The following is a 21,686-nucleotide window of genomic DNA, read 5'->3' on the forward strand; positions in this document are numbered from 1 at the left end:
CGCCGGAAATCAGCCGGGCAAGGCCGGTGATGCACCGACGGCCTGCCAGATTGTCACTGGTGGAGGCTAGGGTCCGCGTCGTGGACGACACCTCGACGGCCCGGCAGACCGCCCACGCCTACGTTGATCTTCTGGAGCGCCGCGACTGGTCCGGGTTGGCCGCCCTGCTCACCGATGACGTGGTCTACGAGATGCCGCAGACTCGGGAGCGCATTCGCGGCACTGACGCGTTCCTGCGGTTCAACACCGAGTATCCGGGTGATTGGCACCTCCGGCCGCGACGGGTGATCGCCGATGGCCGCCTCGCTGCCCTGTTGCTCGACGTTCGCGTCGGTGACGAGCAGCAGGACGCGTGCGTCTGGCTGGAGATGTCCGAGCAGGGGCTGATCAGCAAGATCATCGACTACTGGCCCGAACCGTACGACCCGCCGCAGGGCCGGGAACACCTCGTGGAACGTTGGTGACCGTCAGCAGGGGCCTCTACCTGGCGCTTCCCATGGGCGCCTCAGGGCTGGCCGAATGCGACAGCACCAACGCTTGAGCGGCGATGACGCGTTCGCCGTCAAAGGTCAGCGCCGGCGACCCGTGCAGCTGATAGCCCTGATCGAGTAGCGCGCTGACGCGGGCGCAGAATTCGGCATCATCGGGCCCGGTGATGAGACGGTAGCCGAGCGGCTTCGTGAAATCCGACACCGCCGCATTATCCCTGCTCGGGTGCCGGAAACCAGTCCCGGCCACTCGCCCCGCTTCGTCCCAGGTCACGCTCGATCCTGGATCGAGTGGTTACCTGGCGCCGCAATACCACTAGATCCTGGACAACGCCGTTGCGTAAGACGGAGTTGCTGTTCGTCAACCCCACGCTGTCCCGTCGATCATGGAGTCGTGGTGGGTGGCAAAGTGCCCATATTGTGCCAAACCAGGCACCGTAACTCCATGATCGACGAGGGCGGGCTGCCCCTCGTCCGCGATCTTGCGTTTACTGTTGCGACATAAGGGGGTGTTCCGCGCATATCGGCGACCGAAAGTGCAAGATCGGTGCGGGCCGGGGGCGTTTCTGAAGTGACGGACCTGGGTGTCGGGATTTCACCGTGCACCTGCGCCCAGCAGCCGATCGCCAGGGCAACGGTGTTCGGATCCTGGATCGAGAGCGATCTTGGGAGTGCGGGCCGCGGGCGGCGGGCAACAGGTGGGCGCGGAACAGGCGGAGTGGCCGCCCGTTGCGTTTTTCAGGAACGACCAACGGCGCGGTCCAGGAAATCGTGGATCATCGGCGCAGCGATGTCGAGCTTGTCTTCCAAGAGGAAGTGGCCGGTGTCGAGCAGGTGGAATTCAGCCGACGGCAGGTCGCCCCGATAGGGGTGGGCACCAGCGGCCGGGAAGACCGGATCGTTCTGGCCCCAGATGATCAGCGTCGGCGGCTGGTGGTCGCGGAAGAAGGCATGGAATTCGGGGTACAGCGTGACGTTGCTGCCGTAGTCGTAGAACAGATCGAGCTGGATGTCCGCGTTGCCGGGGCGGGCGAGCTGCGTGTCGTCGTGGGTCCACCGGTCGGGGTCGAGCCGACTGAGGTCCTGCACCCCCGCCGTGTACTGCTGCTTGACCGTGTCGGAGTTGAGGATGAACGCGATTGCCTGACGGCGTTCGTCGGTCTTCTCCGCCCAGTAGGCCTTGATCGGATCCCAGAACTCGCTCAGGCCCTCTTCGTACGCGTTGCCGTTCTGCACGATGAGCGCGCTGATCCGCTCAGGTCCCTTCAGGGCCATCCGGAACCCCGTCGGCGCCCCGTAGTCGAAGCAGTAGAGCGCATATCGATCCACGCCGAGTTGGCCGAGGAGGCCGTCCATCAGATCGGCGAAGTTGGCGAATGTGTAGTCGAACGTCGACCGGTCCGGGCTGGCGCTGTGGCCGAAACCCGGGAAGTCCGGCGCGATCACCCGGTATCGGTCCGCGAGGAGGGGGATCAGGTGGCGGAACTGCGAGGACGCCGTGGGAAACCCGTGCAGCAGCAGGACCGCGGGGCCGTCGGCCGGGCCGGCCTCGCGGTAGAAGATATCGATTCCGTTCACGGTCGCCGTGCGAAAGTGCGTGACCGGGAACTCGCCTTCCTGCACGGCGGCGACCGAGGGTTTCTGCGCTATGCCCACCATTGTGGAGTCCTTTCGGAATGAGGGAAAGCGGTGTCGCCCTCGGCAATCCCGGCGCCGGGTCCCGCTTCGGTCAGCATGGCATGCGGCAAGGCACCCGACGTGCCGAAATCAGTTATCGAATACCGCGCTACAACAGGTGGGTGCGGAGGAAGTCGAGCTCCAGGGGGAGCAGCCGCTCGGCGGTGCCGTTCGCGGCCAAATGGGTGGCCCCGGTCAACGGCAGCACGGCGTGCGGCCGGCCGGTGCTCAGCAGGGCAGCGGAGAGCCGGAGCGTGTGCGCGGCCACCACGTTGTCGTCGGCCATGCCGTGCACCAACAGCAACGGTCGGGCCTGGTCCGGGCTGGTGACCGGCTCGGCGGCCAACTCGACGAGCGAATGGTGCGCGTAGATGTCCTGGCCGTCTTCCGGCAACCCCAGATAACGCTCGGTGTACGCGGTGTCGTACAGCGCCCAGTCGGTCACCGGGGCGCCCGCGATCCCGCAGCGGAACAGCTCCGGGTGGCGCAGCACCGCCAACCCGGCCAGCCACCCGCCGAACGACCAACCCCGTACCCCGACCCGGCCCAGGTCCAGGTCCGGGTGCTTGCCGGCGAGCGCGGTCAGCGCGTCGATCTGGTCGGTGAGGATCACGTCGGCGACCCGCCGGTGGATCGCCTTCTCGAACGACGGCGCCACGCCCGGCGTACCCCGGTTGTCGATGGTGACCACCGCGAAGCCGGCGTCGGCCCACCACTGCCGTTCCAACCACGCGGCCCGCGCCGCCACGACCTCCTGGTGCCCCGGGCCGCCGTAGATGTCCAGCAGCACCGGCAGCCGCCGGCCCGTCACGTGGTTGTCCGGGTAGAGCACCGCCGCCGGCAGCCGCCGATCGGTCACCCGTTCCAGCAGTGGCAGCGGCGAGTACGGCGGGGTGGCGGCGAACGAGCGCAGCTCGGCGATCTCCTGATCGCCGCGGCGCACCGTCCAGCGCACCCCGGCGTGATCCAGCGACGCGACGCCGACGGCCAGCACGTCCCCGCCCACCGCGGCGGTGTACCAGCCCGAGTCGGTGGTGAGCCGGCGCGCGTCCACCCCACCGCCGATTGTGGTGCGGACCCGGAACAGGTGCCGCTCGCTCGGCTCGCCGTCGCTCGCCTCCACCAGCAGGTCGGCCGGGCCGGCGGCGGCCGGCAGCCGACCCACCACCCGTCGTACGTACAGCGACGGTGGGGTGAGCAGGGTGCCGTCCGCGAAGAGGCACCGGGCGTCGTACCCGTCGTGGGCCAGCTCCCCGCCGACCAGCACCCGGCCGTCCGGCAGGTGCGCGGGGGTGCCGGCGATCGGCTCGACCCAGCGCGGGTCGGCCAGCTCGGCGTGCACCTGCGTCTCACCCGTCCGCGGGTCCACCGCCAGCACCAGCCCGTGCTGCTGCGAGCGGCGCAGCACGGTGATCAACGGGCTGCCCTCACCCCAGCTGACCCCGGTCAGGTACGGGTAGGTCTCCCGGTCCCAGTGCACGTCGACCCAGCCGTCGTCCAGGTCCAGCAGGTGCAGGCTGACCTCCGCGTTCGGGCCACCGGCCCGGGGGTACGCGACGGCGGTGGGCGGGCTCGCCGGCTCCGCCGGGTCGTGCAGGTGCCACCGCTCCAGCCGAGACTCGTCGACCCGGGCGGCGAGCACCGAGCGGCCGTCCGGCGCCCACCAGTACCCCCGGAACCGGCCGAACTCCTCCGCCGCGATGTGCTCGGCCAATCCCCAGCTCACCCCGGCGTCCTCGCCGGCCAGCAGGGTGTCGGTGCCGTCGGGGTCGATCACCCGGAGTTCACCCCGGCGCACACCCTCGGCGGCGTCCGTCACGTACGCCAGTCGCTGCCCGCTCGGGTCCGGCCGTGGGTCCAGCACCGGGCCGACGGCGGCGACCTCCACCACGTCGCCGTGCACCAGATCGGCCCGGAACAACCGCCCGGCCAGCGCGAACACCGCAACCCGGCCGGCCGCGTCCAACGCGTACGAGCCGATGCCGGCGGCGCTGAGCCGCAGTCGCTCGCGCAGCGCGCGTTCGCCGGGGGAGAGGGACCGGACGTCCCCGCCCTCGCCCAGCAGGGTGGCCGGGTCGGCGACCAGCCGCTCCTCGCCGGTGGCCACGTCCAGCAGCCAGAGCGCGTCCGCCGGATCCTCGGGACCGGCGGAGCGCAGAAAGATCACCCGGGAGCCGTCCTCAGCCACCGAGACAGCGCGTGGCGCGCCGTGGCTGAACCGGCGGGTGCGGGCGGCCAGCTCCGGAAAGTCCACACGCCAAATCGTAGAGCGGGAGCGGAGGTGATGTGGCCGACCTGGGCGGACGCGTCAGCGTTGGCCGGCCCTAACCGCCAGTTAGAGTGACCGTCGTGACGATGCTGCCCGACCGCCGCCTGCTGCTGGTCCACGCGCACCCCGACGACGAGTCGATCGGCACCGGCTCGACGATGGCCCACTACGCCGCCGACGGCGCGCACGTCACGCTGGTGACCTGCACGCTCGGCGAGGAGGGCGAGATCCACGTGCCCGCGCTGGCGCAGCTCGCCGCCGCCGAGGCCGACCAGCTCGGCGGGTACCGGATCGCCGAGCTGGCCGCCGCGTGCGAGGCGCTCGGCGTCAGCGACCACCGCTTCCTCGGCGGCGCCGGCCGCTACCGCGACTCCGGGATGATGGGGCTCGCGACCAACGAGCACCCCCGGGCCTTCTGGCAGGCCGACCTCGACGAGGCCGCCGGGCATCTCGTGGAGATCATGCGAGAGGTACGCCCGCAGGTGCTCGTCACGTACGACCCGAACGGCTTCTACGGTCACCCCGACCACATCCAGGCCCACCGGGTGGCCATGCGCGCCGTCGAGCTGGCCACCGCCGAGGGCTGCGCCCCGCTCAAGGTCTACTGGACGGCCATGCCGCTCAGCGTTCTGGAGGCCGGCATGACGCACTTCGCCGAGTCTGCCGACAACCCGTTCGGCGGCATCGAGGACATCGCCGACCTGCCCTTCGGCACCCCGGACGCCCAGATCGCCGCCCGCATCGACGGCACCGACCAGCACACGGCCAAGGAGGCCGCGATGCGGGCGCACGCCACCCAGATCCCGGCCAACTCCTGGCTCTACTCGATCGCCGGCAACTTCGGCGGGGAGTTCATGGGCGTGGAGTTCTTCGCCCTCGCTGTGGGTGAGAAGGGCCCGGGCACCGGGCCGTACGGCTGGGAGGACGACCTCTTCGCCGGCCTGCCCGCGGAGACCGCCCCGGACCGGTTCCCGGTCGCGGCGGCGGGTCTCCGGTGACGCTGCCGGCCGCATCGGTGACGGTCGTGGAGGACCAGGAAGCCCCGCCCCCGGCGGGGCCGCCGCCACGACTGCTGGACCTGGGCGTCCGGGTGGTCGGTGCGATGGTGGTGGTCCTCGCCGGAGTGCTGACCGGCGTACTGGAGTTGCTGCTCGCCACGGTTCGCGTCGGCGGGCAACTGGTCGGCGTGTCGGTGCTCCTCGCCATCGGCGCCAACATCGTGCTGAGCTGGTTCGCGTACGAGGCGGTCGGCCGCCGCTGGGCGGTGGCGCTGCCGGCGGTGCCGTGGTTCGCGCTGATGGCTGTCGCCGCCATCCGGACCAACGAGGGCGACCTGCTGCTGGCCGGCGACAACTGGGTCGGGCTGGCCATGATCGTGGCTGGCGCGATGACGTTCGCGGTGATGGGCTTCCGCCAGATCCTCGCCCCGCAGCCGCCCATGCTCGGCGGCTGAAGCCCGGGTTGGGTTTTGGTCCGGGCCGGCTGATGACGTGTCCCAGGTAAGGGTGGTAGATATTCCTGCCAGGGATGTGCAGCCCGCGACGGGGCGTACGGCAGGAGGGTCCGGCGATGGACAAGCGGTGGCGTGACATCGGGTTGCTCGTAGCGGCGCTGTTCGCGGTCAACGTGGTCGCCCGACTGATCACGCGGTTCGGCTTCGACGGTGACGACACCGCCGCCGACAGGGTGTCGCTGGCGATGTTCGCGGTGATCGGGCTGATCCTCGCCGTGGTCGCCTTCCGCTGGGGTCGTCGCCGGCCGCTGGCGGGCTGGGCCGCCGACATGGCCCTCGTGGTGCCGGTGGCGATGCTGCTGACCGTGCTGGTCGGGCCCCTGCTGGTCGGTCACAACCCGTTCGACGGCGGCGCGGCGACGTTCTTCGCGCAGATCTGGCTCTACCTGCTCGCCACCGGCGCCGGGTTGCTGATCGGCTACCTGGTGCTCACCGCGTTGGGCCGTGACTACCGCTCTCAGCAGCTCAAGCGGTACGCGGAGGTCAAGGCCGCCAAGCCCCGCCGCGTCGTCCGCCGCTGACAACGCGGATCGACTCGGCTTCCTTGAAGTCGCGGAGTTGTAGGCGCCGGGATACCGCGACTTCCTGAAAGGCGAGTCGATCAAGCCCGCCAGCCCGCTTCGCCCGGCCGCACGGTGCCGCCCGGCGAGGGTCGAGGTCAGTTCGGGGCGACCCGGGTCAGGTAGGTGTGGTGGGTGACGAGGCCGAGCCGCTGGTAGAGCGCGACCGCCGCCGTGTTGCGCTGCTCGACCTGGAGGAACGCGTGCGTCGCGCCGCCCGACACGCCCCAGCCGGCCAGTTCGTGGATCACGCGGCGGGCCAACCCCTGGCGGCGGGCCGCAGGTAGGACCTCGATCAGGCTGAGGCCCAGCCAGCGGCCCTGGCCGGTCACCGTGCCGCGGCCGACGGCCACCAGGGTGCCGTCGGCGTACACGTGGGCGAAGCGGACCTGATCCACGGCGGTGAGCACGTGTCGGGCGGCGTCCGGCAGGCCGCCCTTGCGGCCGGCGGCGATGGCCAACCACTCGTCGCTGGGCGCGGTGGCCAGTTCGACCACCGGGCCGGCCGGGCCGGTGGCGGCCGGCGACGCCAGCACGGGTAGCGGCGCGGTCTGCACCAGCGTCGGTGGTCGGGTGCTCCAGCCGCGGGCGTCCAGTTCGGCGCCGACCGGCGCGGCGAGGGGCAGCGGAGTGTTGATCAACGCGGGTTGGCCCAGATCGGCGTACCAGCGTTCCACCGCGTCGACCGCGGCGGCCAGTGGTCGATCCGGGTCACCGATCGGCAGTGCCGAGTTGGCGCGCCCGGTCCAACCCTCGGCCGAGCGGAGCAGCCAGTCACCGAGTCGGCCCCGGGTCGGTGCCGGCCAGGCCTCGTCGGCGGCCCGCTCCAGCGCCACGACCGCTGCGGCGGTGGGCCGGCGGGTCGGCGGTACGCGCTTGGCCCGGTGGACCTGTGCCACCGGGACCCGTAGCTGTCCCTGTGCGGTGGCCAGCGTGAGATGAGTCTCGCTCAGCTCCACCAGCTCGCCGAGGGCATCGGAGAATAGCGGGCGGCCTTCGCGAATCCCCACAATCCGGCGGACCACGATTCGGTGTCCCACATCCTGCTGTCGGAGCACGATCGACCCCCTCCCCGGCGAGATACTAGGCTCTTACCGTCGCGGGAGATCGCGGCGAGTCTTGCGGAGGAGAAGACCGGTGACCTACATCATCGCCGAGCCGTGCGTAGATGTGCTCGACAAGGCATGCATCGAGGAGTGCCCGGTCGACTGCATTTACGAGGGCAATCGGATGCTCTACATCCACCCCGACGAGTGCGTCGACTGTGGTGCCTGTGAGCCCGTCTGCCCCGTGGAGGCGATCTTCTACGAGGACGACGTTCCGGAGCAGTGGAAGGACTACACCGGCGCGAACTACGAGTTCTTCGAGGACCTGGGCTCGCCCGGTGGCGCCTCGAAGATCGGCAAGGTGGAGAAGGACGCCACCTTCGTCGCCGCGCAGCCGCCGCGCGGCGAGGGCCACTGAACCGGCCCGCGCCGGTCTCGTCGCGACTGCCCGAGTTCACCTGGGACACCCTGGACGCCGCGGCCACGCTGGCCGCGGCGCATCCGGAGGGCCTGATCAACCTCTCCATGGGTACGCCGGTCGACCCGGTGCCCGAGGTGATCCGGCGGGCGTTGGCTGACGCGTCCGATGCTCCCGGTTACCCGCTGACCGCCGGCACGCCGGCGCTGCGGGCCGCGATCGCGGCGTGGGTGTCCCGAGCCTGTGGCGCCGGCGTCGACGGTCTCGGTGTGCTGCCGACCATCGGCTCGAAGGAGCTGGTGGCCTGGCTGCCCACGCTGCTCGGCATCGGCCCGGGTGACGTGGTGGTGGTGCCGTCGATCGCGTACCCGACCTACGAGGATGGTGCCCGGCTGGCCGGCGCCACCGTCGTGCGTACCGACTCGCTCACCTCGCTCGGGCCGACCCCCCGGGTCCGGTTGGTCTGGGTCAACTCGCCCGGCAACCCGACCGGCAGGGTGTTGCCCGCGGCGCACCTGCGCAAGGTGGTCGACTGGGCCCGCGAGCGTGGCGCGGTGGTCGCCAGCGACGAGTGCTACCTGCCCCTGGGCTGGTCGGCCGACCCGGTTTCGGTGTTGTCTCCGCAGGTCAGCGGGGGCAGCTATGCCGGGGTGCTCGCCGTGCACTCGCTCTCCAAGCGGTCCAACCTCGCCGGCTACCGGGCCGGCTTCGTCGCCGGCGACCCGGCGCTCGTCGCCGAGCTGCTCAAGGTCCGCAAGCACGCCGGCATGATCGTGCCCGCCCCGGTGCAGGCGGCGATGGTGGCCGCGCTGGAGGACGAGCGACACGCCGAGGAGCAGCGGGAGCGTTACCGCGCCCGACGGGAGGTGCTCACTGCGGCGTTCACCGGTGCCGGGTTCACGGTCGAGCACTCCGAGGCGGGTTTGTACCTCTGGCTGACCAGAGGTGAGGACTGCTGGCAGACGGTCGACTGGCTGGCCCGACGCGGCATCCTGGTCGCCGCCGGCGTCTTCTACGGCCCCATGGCCGGGCAGCATGTCCGGGTCGCGCTGACCGAGTCCGACGAGCACATCGCCGGCGTCGCGGCGCGCCTCGCCTGATCGCGGTCCGGGCGGTCGAACCTGTCGGCCGACCGCCCGCACGGCGTCAGTCGCTGATCTCGCGGAAGACCCGCAGCAGGGTGTTCCGGCTCTGCTTCTCCAGCAGTTCGCTGGCCATCAGCTCCTGCATGGCGAGCACCCGGCCGTCGTGCAGGGTCAGCTCCGCCTTCAGCGGCACCTCCCGCTTGACCTCCACGGAGACGACCTCCTCGTACGGCACCAACGTGTGCCGGGCGGCCAGTTCCGCGATCGGCACCGAGCCGACCAGTTCGCGGAGCCGCTTCTCGCCCTGGCTGGCCTTGCCGGGGTCGACGATCAGCACCAGCCCCCGGTCGAGGATGAGCACGTCGTGCTCCGTACCGTCGATCTTGATGTTGGCCAGTGCGCCGATCAGGTCGGCGTCCCGCCCGGAGACCCGGTCCTCGACCACCGTCGCGCCGGAGGGGTCGATGCCCAGCTCGGCCAGGCGGGCCAACGCCACGTCCAAGGTCTGCGGCGCGACGGCCAGCTTGGCGATCTCGGCGAGGTCCAACGGTTGCCCCTGCGGGCCGACGAGCTGGGCCGGACCGGACCAGGACAGCTGCCAGTGGGCCTGGCCGGAGCGGACTGCCGCGTTGTCGAGCAGCGTCTCCATCGGCCCGGCGAACCGGGCGGCCGCCTCCTCAGCGGTGACGTCGCCGAAGAACCGCTCGGCGAACTCGCCCAGCCGGCCGGAGCGCACCAGGTCCAGCACCGTCGTCAGGCCCGGCCCGCTGACGCCGGCGAAGCGCCCTGCCGCCCGGTAGATGCCGTCCGCCTGCCGCTGCACCCCGGCCGCCACCGCCGCAGCGATGAACTGCGGCCACTGCAGCACCTGACGGCGGCCGGAGTCGACAACGATGCCCTGCAACTGCCGACCGGCGGTGTCGATGTCGGCGAGCAGCAGCGCGGCGGGCCGATCGTCCGGCGTGGCCGTTCCCGCCGGCAGGCCGGCCATCGCGGCGACCCGGACGCCGATCGGCGGGTGGGTGTCCCACGGTGACGGCCGCCGATCGGGGGCGTTCTCCCGCAGCTCGGCGATCTCGTCCTGCCGGCCGCGCAGCAGTTGGCCGAAGCCGCCGAAGAGGTCGTCCGGCGCCAGCTCGGCGGACCAGCCCGGCTCGACGTACCGGCGCATGAAGAAGCCCCAGGCCGCGTCGAGCGCCGGCAGGGCACGCAACGCGGAGGCTGCGGCATCCGGCCCGGCCAGCAGTACGGAGGAACGGTCGGCCTCCAGTTCCTGCCGCCGCGACGCGGCGTTGTCCACCATCAGGTAGAGCTTCGAGTAGCCCTTGAAGACCCAGCCGATCGGGTTGCGCGGGCTGATCCGCTCCAGCGTCTCCGCGATCGCCAGCCGACCCCGGTACGCCACGGCGCCGAGTCGGGTGTGCTTGCCGGAGTAGTGGCCCAGCTCGTGTGCGAGCACCGAGCGCAGCTGGTCCATCCGCAACGCCTGGAGCAGCGGCAGACCGACGTACAGGGTCCGTCGTCCGCCGAGCAGGCCGAGCAGCCGGCTCTGCTCGGAGACCGCGGCGTTCACCTCGGGTACCAGCCGGATCTCGTCCGGGGCGCGGGTGCCGACGGCGGTGGCCAGCTCGCGTACGGCGGCCCACAGGCCCGGCGCCTCGCGCTCGGTGAGGATCAGGCCAGGCGCCGGCTCGTTCTTCGCGCGCATCGCACGCCAGAGCCCGACGGCCACCGCGCCCAGCGCGACGACCAGGGGGAGCAGCAGCTTCCCGGTGACGAGCCCGTTGGTGTGGCTGAACAGCCAGACCCCGAGCGCGGCGACGGCGGCGAGCTGCAGGAGCGCGACGACGTAGAAGCCGATCAACATGACCACCGAGGCGAGGGCCCGGTATGTCGCGGACATTTCGTTTCCTTCCGCTGGTTGCCCGCATCGACTCGGCGGGCGGCGGAGCGGACCGTATGACGCCGATCTGAAGTGGACAACCCTCCTTCCGGACCGGCTGACCAAGATCTACGGTCGGCCGGGTCGTCACAGCGTGCGGGGGCCGGCGGCCCCGAACGATATCCTCGGCCCCGGACCTGGTCGGGGCCGTGGCCCCGCACCCCAGCAGGAACGTCGAGGTGTGCGGATGGTGGACAGGTCGGGCGCGCGGGTGCGGGCGGCGGTGGTCGGCACCGGCCTGATCGGTGGTTCGGTGCTGCTCCGGATGTACGCCGCCGGCGTCGACGTGGTCGGGTGGGACCCGGACGAGGTCACCCGGCGGGAGACCCGCCGGTTGGGCGTACCCGCGCCGGACCGGCTGGTCGAGGCGGTGGCCGACCGGGACGTGGTCTTCCTGTGCGGACCGTTGCCCACTCTGCCAGCGACGCTGGTCGAGGTGGCGGCGATGACCGGTGAGCGGTGTGTGCTGACCGACGTCGGTAGCACCAAGGAGCAGGTGGCGGCGTTCGCCGCCGCGCAGGGGCTGACGCACCGGTTCGTGCCCGGCCACCCCATGGCGGGCACCGACCGGGCCGGCTTGACGGCCGCCCTGCCGGACCTGCTCACCGGCGCGGCCTGGGTGCTCTGCCCGGCGCCCGGGCCAGCCACCACCGCGTTCCGCTGGCTGGCCGAGCTGCTGGTGGAGGTCTTCGAGGCCCGGGTGGTGCCGATGTCCGCCACCGAGCACGACTCGGCCGCCGCGCTCGCCTCACACGTGCCGCACCTGCTGGCCGGCGCGCTGGCTGGCGCCGTGCAGCGCGCACCGCTGCGCGACGCGATCCTCGCCCTCGCCGCCGGCAGCTTCTCCGACGGCACCCGGGTCGCCGGAACCCCGGCCGAGCGGACCGCCAACATGCTGCTCGGCAACCGGGACCGGGTGCTGCGTGAACTGGCCGAGGTCACCTCGTTCCTGGACGACCTGGCCGCCGCGCTGCGCGCCGACGACGCCCCGGCGCTCGCCGCACGCTACGACGAGGCGCGGGCTGCCCGCTCGGCGCTGCGCGACCGGCGGTTCGATGCGTACGTCAGGCAGTTCCCGGCCGGCGGTGACCACACCGCAGAGGTGTCCTGGCTGCGCGAGCTGGGGGTGGCCGGCGGCCACCTGACCGGCCTGCACGTCGACGCGGACACTGTCTCCTACGCGGCGCGGCGCCCAGTGGCTGACTAGGCTGAGGGGCATGGCTGTGGACGGTCCGGTGGTGCAGGTGCGCGGCGAGGCGTACCGGGAGGTGCCGCCCGAGCTGGCCCGGTTCGCTGTCACCGTGACAGCTCGCGACCGGGACCGGGAGGCGACGCTGACCCGGTTGGCCGAGCGGGCAGCAGCGGTCCGGGTGCTGCTGGACGGCTCCGGGCCGGCGGTGGCGCGGCGGGAGACCGGCGACCTGCGGGTGCGGCCGGAGACCCGGCGCTCGGGTGAGCGGGTGGTCGCCTGGCACGGCAGTGTCACCACCACAGTCACTGTCACCGACTTCACCGCGTTGGGTGAGCTGATGCTCCGGCTCGCCGACCAGGACCAGGTCGAGGTGGCCGGCCCGTGGTGGGAGCTTCGTCCGGACAGCCCCGCCCATCGTGCGGCCCGGCACGCCGCGATCAGCGACGCGTTGCTGCGGGCCCGCGAGTACGCGGAGGCGCTGGGGGCCCGGGTCACCTCGTTGATCGAGCTGGCCGACGCGGGCCCTGTCGACCGGCCGATGTTCGCCCGTGCGGCCTTCGCCGGGGGCGGCGGCGCGGGCGGTGGCCCGCCGGAGCTGGAGCTGGACCCGCAGCCGCAGACTGTGCAGGCGGCGGTGCAGGCCCGGTTCACCATCAGCGAACCGGTTCTGGGCTGATGCCGTCGGCCCGGGTGCTGTCCGCCGACGAGTTGGTGGCGCGGGCCTTGGCGCTGGCCGAAGCGGGCCCGCGACAACTGCTCGGCATCGCCGGTGCGCCGGGCGCCGGGAAGTCCACACTGGCGGAGCGGATCGTCGCCGAGGTCGGGTCGGCCGCCTGCCTGGTGCCGATGGACGGCTTCCACCTGGCGCAGTCGCAGTTGGTCCGACTGGGCCGCGCCGACCGCAAGGGCGCGGTGGACACCTTCGACGCCAACGGGTACGTCTCACTGCTGCGCCGGTTGCACCGGTTGGAGCCGACGTCGGTCTACGCGCCGGAGTTCCGCCGGGAGTTGGAGGAGCCGGTGGCCGGCGCGATCGAGGTGCCGCCGTCGGTCCGGCTGGTGGTGACCGAGGGCAACTATCTGCTGTTGCCGGACTTTCCCTGGCAGGAGATCCGACCGCTGCTGCACGAGGCATGGTTTCTCGACCTGGACGCCGAGGTGCGGCACCGCCGGTTGACGGCCCGGCACGAGGCCTTCGGTCGTTCGCCGGAGCAGGCGCGGGCGTGGGCGCTGGGCAGCGACGAGTCGAATGCCGCAGTGATCACCCCCACCGCCGACCGGGCCGACCTGGTGGTCCGCCTGTCGGATCCGCCGACGGTCTAGCCGAGTTCGCGGATCGGCCGGGCGGGGTTGCCGACCGCCACCACGTCGGCGGGCAGGTCCCGGGTGACCACCGCGCCCGCGCCGACGACTGTGTTCGCGCCGATCGTCACGCCGGCCAGCACTATCGCGCCACCGCCGAGCCACACGTTGTCGCCGATGGTGATCGGCTTGGCCGCCTCCCACTTGTCCCGTCGCGGGCCGGCCTCGACCGGATGCGTCGGGGTGAGCAGCTGCACGTTCGGGCCGACCTGGACGTCCGCGCCGAGGGTGATCCGAGCGACGTCGAGGAAGACCGCGTTGTAGTTGACGAAGCTGCGCGGGCCGATCCGGATCTGCCAGCCGTAGTCGCAGTAGAACGGTGGGCGGATCCAGGCGTCCTCGCCCAGTTCGCCGAGGAGTTCCCGCAGTGCTGCGATTCGGGCCTGTGGATCGGCTGCGGGACTGGTGTTGAAGCGTTCCATCAGCCGGGCGGCCCGGTCCAGGTCGGCGATGATCTCGGGATCGTCGGCGATGTATGGCTCGCCGGCGAGCATCTTGTCCTTCATGGAGGTCACCGCCCGATCATGCCGGCCCGGTTCGTCGGCTCGTGGCGGGTCTGTCATTTTTTGGCCTTCATTTTACATACCCGGTATGCAATTGTGGGTTGTCAATGTGACTCCATCCATCAAGACGCTTGACGAGGAGGATCCGTTGCACCAGGGAAGAAGATTGGCCGCTCTCGGCCTCGTGTTCGCGCTGGCGCTCTCCGCGCCGGCTCCCGTCTCAGCCGCAACCACAGTGCCCGCACCACCCGGCGGCACCGGCCCACAGTCCACTCCGGGTGGACCCACCGTCAACCGTTCGACCACCGTCACGCTGATCACCGGTGACCGGGTCACCGTCACCGCGTCCGGCGCCTCGGTCCGGCCCGGCGCCGGCCGCGAGGACGTGCAGTTCCTGGTCCAGCGTGAGCGCGGACGCCTCACCGTGACGCCGACGGACGCGGTGCCGTTGCTGCGCTCCGGCCGGGTGGACCGGCGACTCTTCGACGTCACCGGGCTGGTCGAGGCGGGCTACGACGACGCCCACCGCAACAGCCTGCCGCTGCTGGTGGCGTACGGCACGACGGGGACCGCCCGGCGTGCCTCGGCCGCACTGCCCGGCACGCAGGTGACCCGCGACCTGCCGGTGATTAGCGGTGCCGCCCTGAACAGCGACAAGTCCTCCCTCGGCGCGGTGTGGGCGAAGGTCACCACCGGTCCGGCTGAGGCTCGGCTCGACGCGGCGGGGGGCGTCGAGCGGATCTGGCTGGACGGCCATCGACGGGTGACCCTCGACCACAGCGTGCCGCAGATCGGCGCGCCCGCAGCCTGGGCTGCCGGGTTCACCGGCGCGGGAGTGTCCGTCGCGGTGCTGGACACCGGCGTCGACGCGACCCACCCGGACCTGGCCGGCAAGGTGGCCGAGGCGCGCAACTTCACCGAGGTCGCCGACGCTCGGGACACGGTCGGCCACGGCACCCACGTGGCCTCGACCATCGCGGGCACCGGCGCGGCCTCCGGCGGCAAGTACCGGGGCGTGGCGCCGGACGCGACGCTGCTCGACGGCAAGGTCTGTGAGGACACCGGCTGCTCCGAGTCGGCGATCCTCGCCGGCATGCAGTGGGCCGCTGTGGAGAAGAAGGCCGCCGTGGTCAACATGAGCCTCAGCGGCTGGGACACCCCGGAGCTGGACCCGCTGGAGGAGGCGGTGCAGACCCTGACGGCGCAGACCGGCACGCTGTTCGTCCTCGCCGCCGGCAACGACGGCTCGGACGGCTCGGTCGGCTCCCCGGCCAGCGCCGACGCCGGGCTCGCTGTGGGTGCCGTGGACCGCGACGACGAACTGGCCGAATTCTCCAGCCGGGGACCGCGAGTCGGCGACGACGCGCTGAAGCCGGACATCACCGCGCCGGGCGTCGACATCGTCGCCGCGCGGTCCGCCAACGGCGTCATCGGCGATCCGGTGGGGGACCGCTACGTCACCCTCTCCGGCACCTCGATGGCCACCCCGCACGTGGCCGGTTCGGCCGCGCTGCTGGCTCAGCAGCACCCGGGATGGCGGGCCGACCGGCTCAAGGCCACCCTGATGGCCGCCGCCAAGCCACACCCGGACCAGACCGCCTACCAGCAAGGGGCCGGGCGGGCCGACGTCGCACACGCGATCACCCAGCAGCTCACCTCCGACCCGGTCAGCGTCTCGTTCGGACGTACGCTCTGGCCGCACGGTGACGACGCCCCGATCACCCGTACGGTGACCTGGCGCAACGACGGTCCGGCCCCGGTCACCGTGGACCTGAGCATCGAGGGCGCCGGCCCCGGCGGTCGGGCGCTACCGGCCGGCCTGTTCGTCCTGGGCGCCAACCAACTCACAGTGCCGGCGGGCGGCACGGCCGCCACGACCGTCACCACTGACACCCGGCTCGGCGACGCCGACGGTTACTGGACCGGCCGGATCGTGGCCCGTTCCGGTGCCGCGGTCGCGGTCACCCCGCTGGCCGTGAACCGGGAGGTGGAGAGCTACACGCTCACCGTTGAGCACCTCAACCGGGCTGGTGCGCGTACGGCGGACCACTGGACGCTCCTGGTCGGAATGGACACCTACGGCTCCTGGGACCTCGTCAGTTCCGACGGGGTGGCCACCGTGCGGGTGCCCAAGGGGCACTACGGCCTGAGTGGCCTCGTCTTCGAGCCCGGACCGGAGGACGAGCCGCGCGGGATGTCCCTGTTGATGCAGCCCGAAGTGGCCGTCGAGCGGGACACCCGGATCGTCGTGGACGCCCGCCGGGCCAAGCCGGTGCGGACGACAGTCCCGGACCGGACCGCCGTCCCGCAACTGATCGACCTCAGCGGCAACTTCACCGCCGACGACGGCAGTGGCTACGGCATCGGGCTCTGGGCGGAAACGTTCACCGGCCTGACCAGCGGTCAGATCGGCAAGCCGGTCTCCGCCGACAAGTTCGTCGCCACCCTCAGCAGCCAGTGGACCCCGGCGCAAACGGCCAACAGCCCCTACCTGTACGCGCTGGCCGAAGCGATCCCCGGCCGGATGCCCAACGGGTTCGTCCGCGACTACACCCGACGGGACCTGGCCACCGTCGTGCACCAGTTCCGCGGTAGCTACCCGGGCATGACGGCCGAGCGGATCGTGATCCCCGAGCTGGAGTACAACGTCGGCTATTCCGCGCTGATCCTGCCCACCGTCGTGCCCAGCCAGCGGGTCGAGTACTACAACACCAAGGGCGTGAAGTGGGAATCCGAGGTCTACTTCGGAACGGTGGACGAGGAAGGGTGGTTGAACCCGAAGGCGGCGCTCTTCTCCGTCCCCACCGCCTACCGGGCCGGGCGGACGGTGCAGGAGATCTGGAACCAGGCCCCGTACGGACCGTCCTTCCCGAAGCCGCGCTGGCCGCACCAGAGCGTCAGCCGGGTCGGCGACACCATCGTGGTGGACGTGCCGATGTTCAGCGACGCGGCCGGGCACCCGGGCGGCTCGCTGAGCGACAGTGAGCACACCAAGCTCTGGCGCAACGGCAAGCTGGTCGGCGAGAGCGAGTACGCCGGCTACGGCGAGTTCGCAGTGCCGCCGGGTGCGGCGGACTACCGGCTCGTCACGTCGTCGAAGCGAAGCTTCACCGATCTGAGCACCGCTGTGGAGTCCAGCTGGACCTTCCGGTCGCGGCACGTCGCCGGTGAGACGCCGGCCCGACTGCCCCTGTCGGCGGTGCGCTTCGCGCCGCCGCTGCGGGTGGACAACAGCGCTCCGGCCGGGCAGGGCTTCATCGTCCCGGTCCGTGTGCAACGGCAGCCGGGTGCGCCGACCGCCCGGGTGGAAAAGCTCACCGTCGACGTCTCGTACGACGGCGGGAAGACCTGGAGCAAGGCGAAGCTGGTGCGCACCTCTGCCGACGGCTGGTCGGCACTGTTGCGGCATCCGGCCGGCCCCGGCTACGCGTCGCTGCGGGCCACCGCTCGGGACACCGCCGGCAACACGGTGACCCAACGGATCATCCAGGCGTACCGGTTGCGCTGAGTCGTACCCCGTCCGAGTCCGCGGCCGAACGCCGCGGACCCGGCGGGTCCGTCAGTCGTTGGCGTGCAGGGCGGCGTTCAGCTCGATGCCCCGGCCGGTGCGCGGCCGGGCCTCCAGCCCGCCGGTGACCGAGTTGCGCCAGAACAGCAGGCCGTCGACGCCGGACAGCTCCCGGGCCTTGACCACCCGGCCGTCGGGGAGAGTGATCTTCGACGCGGCGGTGATGTAGCAGCCGGCCTCGACGACACAGTCGTCGCCGAGCGAGATCCCGACGCCGGCGTTCGCGCCGACCAGGCTCCGCTCACCGATGCTGATCTTGTCGGTGCCGCCGCCGGAGAGGGTGCCCATGATGGAGGCCCCACCGCCGATGTCGGAGCCGTCGCCGACCAGCACGCCCTGCACGATCCGCCCCTCGACCATCGAGGTGCCGACGGTGCCGGCGTTGAAGTTCACGAAGCCCTCGTGCATCACTGTGGTGCCGGCGGCCAGGTGGGCGCCGAGGCGCACCCGGTCGGCATCGGCGATGCGTACACCCGAGGGCACCACGTAGTCGGTCATCCGGGGGAACTTGTCGACCCCGTACACCGCCAGGTGCCGGCCGGCGGCCCGCTCGATCACCCGCAGCTCGTCCACCCGCTCCGGGGGGCACGGCCCGGCGGACGTCCAGGCCACGTTGGCCAGCTTGCCGAAGATGCCGTCCAGGTTGACCTGGTTGGGCCGGACCAGGCGGTGCGAGAGCAGGTGCAACCGGAGGTACGCGTCGGACGCGTCCTTGATCGGGTCGTCCAGCGAGCCGATCACGGTGACCACCTGCACGGTACGCAGACCGGGCAACGGCCGGTCACCCAGCGCGGCCGGTGGCAGGTCGAGCACGTCCGCCTTGTCCTCGCCGGCGACCAGCGGCAGTTCGCCCAGGCCCAGCTTGCCGGTCGGGTACCAGGTATCGAGCACCTGCTCGTCGGCGGTGACCGTAGCCAGGCCGATGCCCCAGGCGGAATCTGCGGACGTCACTGTTACACCTCTCGGTCACGGCCGGGCTGACCTCGGCTCGCTCCTCGCGCTGACAGACCTGAAGGTACCGTGCGAACCATGGAGAACCCGCTGACCCCCGAGGTCCTCGCCGATCCGGTGCAGCTGACCCGCGCTCTGGTCGACATAGAGTCCGTGTCCCTCAACGAGAAGGCGATCGCCGACTGTGTCGAAGAGGTGCTGCGGGGTGTACCGCACCTGACCACCCACCGGCACGGCAACACGGTGATGGCACGTACCGACCTCGGTCGGTCGCAGCGCGTCGTGCTGGCCGGGCACCTCGACACGGTGCCGTTGAACAACAACTTCCCGTCGACGATGCGCGGCGACCTGATGTACGGCTGCGGCACCTCCGACATGAAGTCCGGCACCGCGTACGCCCTGCACCTGGCCGTGACGCTGCCCGAACCGCGCTACGACGTGACGTACTTCTTCTACGAGGCCGAGGAGATCGAGTCCCGGTACAACGGGCTCAACCTCGTCGCCCAGGCGTTCCCGGAGTGGCTGCAGGCGGACTTCGCGGTGCTGCTGGAGCCGACGTACGGCATCGTCGAGGCGGGCTGCCAGGGCACCATGCGGGCCATCGTGACGACCACCGGTGAGCGGGCGCACGCGGCGCGCTCCTGGCACGGGGTGAACGCCATCCACGGCGCCGGTGAGGTGCTGCGGCGGCTCCAGGCGTACGAGGGACGCCGGGTCACCATCGAGGGGTGTGACTTCCGCGAGGGTCTGAACGCGGTCCGGATCACCGGCGGCGTCGCGGGGAACGTGATCCCGGATCACTGTGAGATCGAGGTCAACTACCGGTACGCCCCGGATCGCGACCCGGTGGCGGCGGAGGCGCACCTGCGGGAGGTCTTCGCGGGATTCGAGCTGGCCGTGACCGACGCGGCGGCCGGCGCGGCCCCGGGGCTGGAGGCGCCTCCGGCGAAGGAGTTCCTGGCCGCGGTGGGCGCGGCACCGATCGGCAAGCTGGGCTGGACGGACGTGGCCCGGTTCGCGGCGATGGGGATCCCGGCGCTGAACTTCGGCCCGGGTGATCCCAACCTGGCCCACCACAAGGACGAGCACGTCGAGATCAGCAAGATCCGCGACGGCGCGGCAACCCTGCACCGCTGGCTGGCCCCGGCCTGACCGGGCCCGACCCCGCTCCGGGCCCCGCCCCCGCCGGTGATCAAGAGGTTTGCGTCAGCCTGGCCCGTTGTCGGCGACGCAAACCTCTTGATCGGCTCCGGATGGCGTGGGGGAGGTGGGGGTTGGGTCCTGCTGACGGATGCGGCGGCGTTCGGCCACCACGTCTCGGATTCGTCGCTGCATCTGGCGACGGATCCGGATCATCTCGCTGTTGCTGATCACGCTGTCTCCTCCCCCGAAGGCGCGCGCCGGGGCATACCCGGTATGTGAATAGTAAGACGTACGGGAGCGCCGAATAGTTGCCCATGATCCCGAACAATTTCTCGGCGTCCCCGCCCCGCGCACCCGACCGCTGCTGCTCCACTACGGTTGCCCCATGAGCCAGAGCAACGGGCGGGAGGCCGGTCGCGGCGCGCGACAGGAGCGGCATCGCGGTGCGGTCACCCTGCGCAGAGGGGCCATCCCGAGCAGCACCGCCGACCAACGGTTGCTGGATTCCCGGGGGCGGAGCGACTGGAAGACCAAGGACGCCTGGCGCGCGCTGCGCATCCTCGCCGAGTTCGTCGAGGGTTTCGACACCCTCGCCGACGTGCCGTCGGCGGTCAGCGTCTTCGGCTCCGCGCGCAGCGCGCCGGACAGCGCCGAGTGCCAGTTGGCCGAGCGGTTGGGCGGTGCGCTGGCCCGAGCCGGCTACGCGGTGATCACCGGAGGTGGGCCCGGTGTGATGGAGGCCGCCAACCGGGGTGCCAGCGAGGCCGGTGGGCTCTCCGTGGGGCTCGGCATCGAACTTCCGTTCGAGCAGGGCATCAACGACTGGGTCGACCTGGCCATCGACTTCCGCTACTTCTTCGCCCGCAAGACGATGTTCGTCAAATACGCCCAGGCGTTCGTCGTGCTGCCCGGCGGGTTCGGCACCATGGACGAGTTGTTCGAGGCGCTCACCCTGGTGCAGACCGGAAAGGTCACCCGGTTCCCGGTGGTGCTCATGGGGGTCGCCTACTGGCAGGGCCTGCTCGACTGGCTGCGCGACACGATGGCCGCCACCGGCAAGATCGGGCCGGTCGACCTGGACCTGATCTGCCTCACCGACGACGTCAACGAGGCGGTCCGCTACATCGTCGCCTCGGAGGCCGCGCTCTCCGCCGAGCAGGAAGCGGTCCGCGAGGAAGCCGTCGCCCGTACCGGGGCGGACCAGCAGGCTGCCGCCGAACAGGCCGCCGAGCAGCCTCGGGACCACGACTGATGGCGGCGATCTGCGTCTTCTGCGCCTCCTCTCGTACCCTCGATCAGCGCTGGTTGGACCTGGCCGCCGAGACCGGTGCGGAGCTGGCCCGGCGCGGGCACACGCTGGTCAGCGGTGGCGGCTGCGTCGGCATGATGGGCGCGCTGGCGGACGGCGCGCGCTCCGCCGGTGGGCGCACCATCGGCGTGATCCCGCAGTCGCTGGTCGATCTGGAGGTCGCCGACCTGGCCTCGGACGAGCTGCTGGTGACCGACTCGATGGCCAGCCGCAAGACCCTGATGATCGACAAGTCGGACGCCTTCCTCACCCTGCCCGGCGGGCTGGGCACCCTGGACGAGTTGTTCGAGGTCTGGACCACCGCCACCCTCGCCCTGCACGCCAAGCCGATGGTGCTGATCGACACCGACGGGTTCTACCGCCCCCTGCTGGACTGGCTGGACGCGCTGGCCGACCAGACCTTCCTCAAGCCCGCCGGCCGCGACCTCCTGACGGTCACCACCACCGTCCCCGAGGCCCTCGACGTCCTGGAATCCCACCTAACCTGACCCCCGGGTCCCGCCACCCCCGGGCCCGGCCCGTCTGCGGTGATCATGGAGTTGGCGATGTCGCTGTCGGCGTGTCGCGTCGCCAACTCCATGATCGACGGGGGTGGATGGGGTAGGGGAGTGGGGGTCAGGTTTGGGTGGGTGGGTGTCGTATGGGTCTGATGGGATGAGC

At 71.4% G+C, this 21,686-nt stretch carries 21 protein-coding genes; 13 read left to right on the forward strand and 8 right to left on the reverse strand.

Annotated features, from left to right (window positions below):
- Positions 1-29: 29 nt before the first annotated feature.
- The gene (locus OH804_RS32785; protein ID WP_406061511.1) at positions 30-464 is read left to right on the forward strand and encodes a nuclear transport factor 2 family protein; all 435 of its coding nucleotides are present in this window, start codon (positions 30-32) and stop codon (positions 462-464) included.
- A 16-nt stretch (positions 465-480) separates the two neighbouring features.
- Here OH804_RS32785 and OH804_RS32790 read toward each other — a convergent pair whose 3' ends face one another.
- The 3 genes from OH804_RS32790 to OH804_RS32800 all read right to left on the reverse strand — a co-directional run bounded on the left by OH804_RS32790 (position 481) and on the right by OH804_RS32800 (position 4,419).
- A complete protein-coding gene (locus OH804_RS32790; RefSeq protein WP_406061513.1) occupies positions 481-762 on the reverse strand; it encodes a DUF1737 domain-containing protein in 282 nt (93 codons plus the stop codon).
- A 464-nt stretch (positions 763-1,226) separates the two neighbouring features.
- Positions 1,227-2,147 carry an alpha/beta fold hydrolase gene (locus tag OH804_RS32795; RefSeq protein WP_196919658.1) on the reverse strand — a complete coding sequence of 307 codons (921 nt, stop codon included), beginning with the start codon at positions 2,145-2,147 and terminating at the stop codon, positions 1,227-1,229.
- Positions 2,148-2,274: 127 nt separating this feature from the next.
- Positions 2,275-4,419, reverse strand: a complete 2,145-nt coding sequence (locus OH804_RS32800) for a prolyl oligopeptidase family serine peptidase (protein WP_196919657.1) — start codon at positions 4,417-4,419, stop codon at positions 2,275-2,277.
- Positions 4,420-4,505: 86 nt separating this feature from the next.
- Here OH804_RS32800 and mshB point away from each other — a divergent pair, with 86 nt between their 5' ends.
- From mshB to OH804_RS32815, 3 genes are all read left to right on the forward strand, one after another.
- The gene (gene mshB / locus OH804_RS32805) at positions 4,506-5,432 is read left to right on the forward strand and encodes an N-acetyl-1-D-myo-inositol-2-amino-2-deoxy-alpha-D-glucopyranoside deacetylase (RefSeq protein ID WP_406061516.1); all 927 of its coding nucleotides are present in this window, start codon (positions 4,506-4,508) and stop codon (positions 5,430-5,432) included.
- On the forward strand, positions 5,429-5,887 hold the full coding sequence (locus OH804_RS32810; RefSeq protein ID WP_406061518.1) for a hypothetical protein: 459 nt from the start codon (positions 5,429-5,431) through the stop codon (positions 5,885-5,887). Before mshB ends, OH804_RS32810 begins: the two co-directional genes overlap by 4 nt.
- A 116-nt stretch (positions 5,888-6,003) precedes the next feature.
- Positions 6,004-6,468, forward strand: coding sequence for a hypothetical protein (locus OH804_RS32815; RefSeq protein WP_196919654.1), 465 nt, complete (start codon positions 6,004-6,006; stop codon positions 6,466-6,468).
- A gap of 137 nt (positions 6,469-6,605) precedes the next feature.
- Here the strand turns inward: OH804_RS32815 and OH804_RS32820 are convergent, their stop codons facing one another.
- Complete coding sequence (locus OH804_RS32820; protein WP_196919653.1) at positions 6,606-7,565, reverse strand: GNAT family N-acetyltransferase; 960 nt, start codon at positions 7,563-7,565, stop codon at positions 6,606-6,608.
- A gap of 79 nt (positions 7,566-7,644) precedes the next feature.
- Between OH804_RS32820 and fdxA the strand changes: the two genes are divergently transcribed.
- A complete protein-coding gene (fdxA, locus tag OH804_RS32825) occupies positions 7,645-7,971 on the forward strand; it encodes a ferredoxin (RefSeq protein WP_007464872.1) in 327 nt (108 codons plus the stop codon).
- Positions 7,968-9,071, forward strand: a complete 1,104-nt coding sequence (gene dapC / locus OH804_RS32830) for a succinyldiaminopimelate transaminase (protein ID WP_406066759.1) — start codon at positions 7,968-7,970, stop codon at positions 9,069-9,071. The genes fdxA and dapC overlap by 4 nt, the downstream gene beginning before the upstream one ends.
- A 46-nt stretch (positions 9,072-9,117) precedes the next feature.
- Here the strand turns inward: dapC and OH804_RS32835 are convergent, their stop codons facing one another.
- The gene (locus tag OH804_RS32835; protein WP_406061522.1) at positions 9,118-10,959 is read right to left on the reverse strand and encodes a M48 family metallopeptidase; all 1,842 of its coding nucleotides are present in this window, start codon (positions 10,957-10,959) and stop codon (positions 9,118-9,120) included.
- A gap of 226 nt (positions 10,960-11,185) precedes the next feature.
- Between OH804_RS32835 and OH804_RS32840 the strand changes: the two genes are divergently transcribed.
- Genes OH804_RS32840 through OH804_RS32850 form a run of 3 tightly spaced genes read left to right on the forward strand, consistent with a single transcriptional unit; the run spans position 11,186 to position 13,513 of the window.
- Positions 11,186-12,205: a prephenate dehydrogenase gene (locus OH804_RS32840; protein ID WP_406061523.1), complete on the forward strand. Its 1,020-nt coding sequence runs from the start codon at positions 11,186-11,188 to the stop codon at positions 12,203-12,205.
- Positions 12,206-12,215: 10 nt separating this feature from the next.
- Positions 12,216-12,866: an SIMPL domain-containing protein gene (locus OH804_RS32845; RefSeq protein ID WP_406061525.1), complete on the forward strand. Its 651-nt coding sequence runs from the start codon at positions 12,216-12,218 to the stop codon at positions 12,864-12,866.
- A complete protein-coding gene (locus OH804_RS32850; RefSeq protein ID WP_406061527.1) occupies positions 12,866-13,513 on the forward strand; it encodes a nucleoside/nucleotide kinase family protein in 648 nt (215 codons plus the stop codon). Before OH804_RS32845 ends, OH804_RS32850 begins: the two co-directional genes overlap by 1 nt.
- Here OH804_RS32850 and OH804_RS32855 read toward each other — a convergent pair.
- Positions 13,510-14,067, reverse strand: a complete 558-nt coding sequence (locus OH804_RS32855; RefSeq protein WP_307788515.1) for a sugar O-acetyltransferase — start codon at positions 14,065-14,067, stop codon at positions 13,510-13,512. The two genes, OH804_RS32850 and OH804_RS32855, sit on opposite strands and share 4 nt — an antisense overlap.
- A gap of 76 nt (positions 14,068-14,143) precedes the next feature.
- Here OH804_RS32855 and OH804_RS32860 point away from each other — a divergent pair, with 76 nt between their 5' ends.
- Positions 14,144-17,563 carry a S8 family serine peptidase gene (locus tag OH804_RS32860; protein ID WP_406061530.1) on the forward strand — a complete coding sequence of 1,140 codons (3,420 nt, stop codon included), beginning with the start codon at positions 14,144-14,146 and terminating at the stop codon, positions 17,561-17,563.
- A gap of 51 nt (positions 17,564-17,614) precedes the next feature.
- On the opposite strand, the gene dapD is transcribed toward OH804_RS32860, so the two are convergent.
- A complete protein-coding gene (gene dapD, locus OH804_RS32865; RefSeq protein WP_406061532.1) occupies positions 17,615-18,574 on the reverse strand; it encodes a 2,3,4,5-tetrahydropyridine-2,6-dicarboxylate N-succinyltransferase in 960 nt (319 codons plus the stop codon).
- Between the two features lie 78 nt (positions 18,575-18,652).
- Here dapD and dapE point away from each other — a divergent pair, with 78 nt between their 5' ends.
- A complete protein-coding gene (dapE, locus tag OH804_RS32870) occupies positions 18,653-19,726 on the forward strand; it encodes a succinyl-diaminopimelate desuccinylase (RefSeq protein WP_196919646.1) in 1,074 nt (357 codons plus the stop codon).
- 54 nt (positions 19,727-19,780) lie between these two features.
- Here dapE and OH804_RS32875 read toward each other — a convergent pair whose 3' ends face one another.
- Positions 19,781-19,948, reverse strand: coding sequence for a hypothetical protein (locus OH804_RS32875; RefSeq protein ID WP_196925103.1), 168 nt, complete (start codon positions 19,946-19,948; stop codon positions 19,781-19,783).
- 154 nt (positions 19,949-20,102) lie between these two features.
- On the opposite strand from OH804_RS32875, the gene OH804_RS32880 reads away from it, so the two are divergent.
- Both OH804_RS32880 and OH804_RS32885 read left to right on the forward strand, forming a co-directional pair.
- Positions 20,103-20,969: a TIGR00730 family Rossman fold protein gene (locus OH804_RS32880; RefSeq protein WP_406061534.1), complete on the forward strand. Its 867-nt coding sequence runs from the start codon at positions 20,103-20,105 to the stop codon at positions 20,967-20,969.
- Entirely contained in the window at positions 20,969-21,514 is a 546-nt protein-coding gene (locus OH804_RS32885) for a TIGR00730 family Rossman fold protein (protein ID WP_196919644.1), read from the forward strand. Before OH804_RS32880 ends, OH804_RS32885 begins: the two co-directional genes overlap by 1 nt.
- The last annotated feature ends 172 nt before the right edge of the window (positions 21,515-21,686 follow it).

Origin of the sequence: Micromonospora sp. NBC_00860, assembly GCF_045207375.1 — a bacterium.
Taxonomy (GTDB): domain Bacteria; phylum Actinomycetota; class Actinomycetes; order Mycobacteriales; family Micromonosporaceae; genus Micromonospora; species Micromonospora vinacea.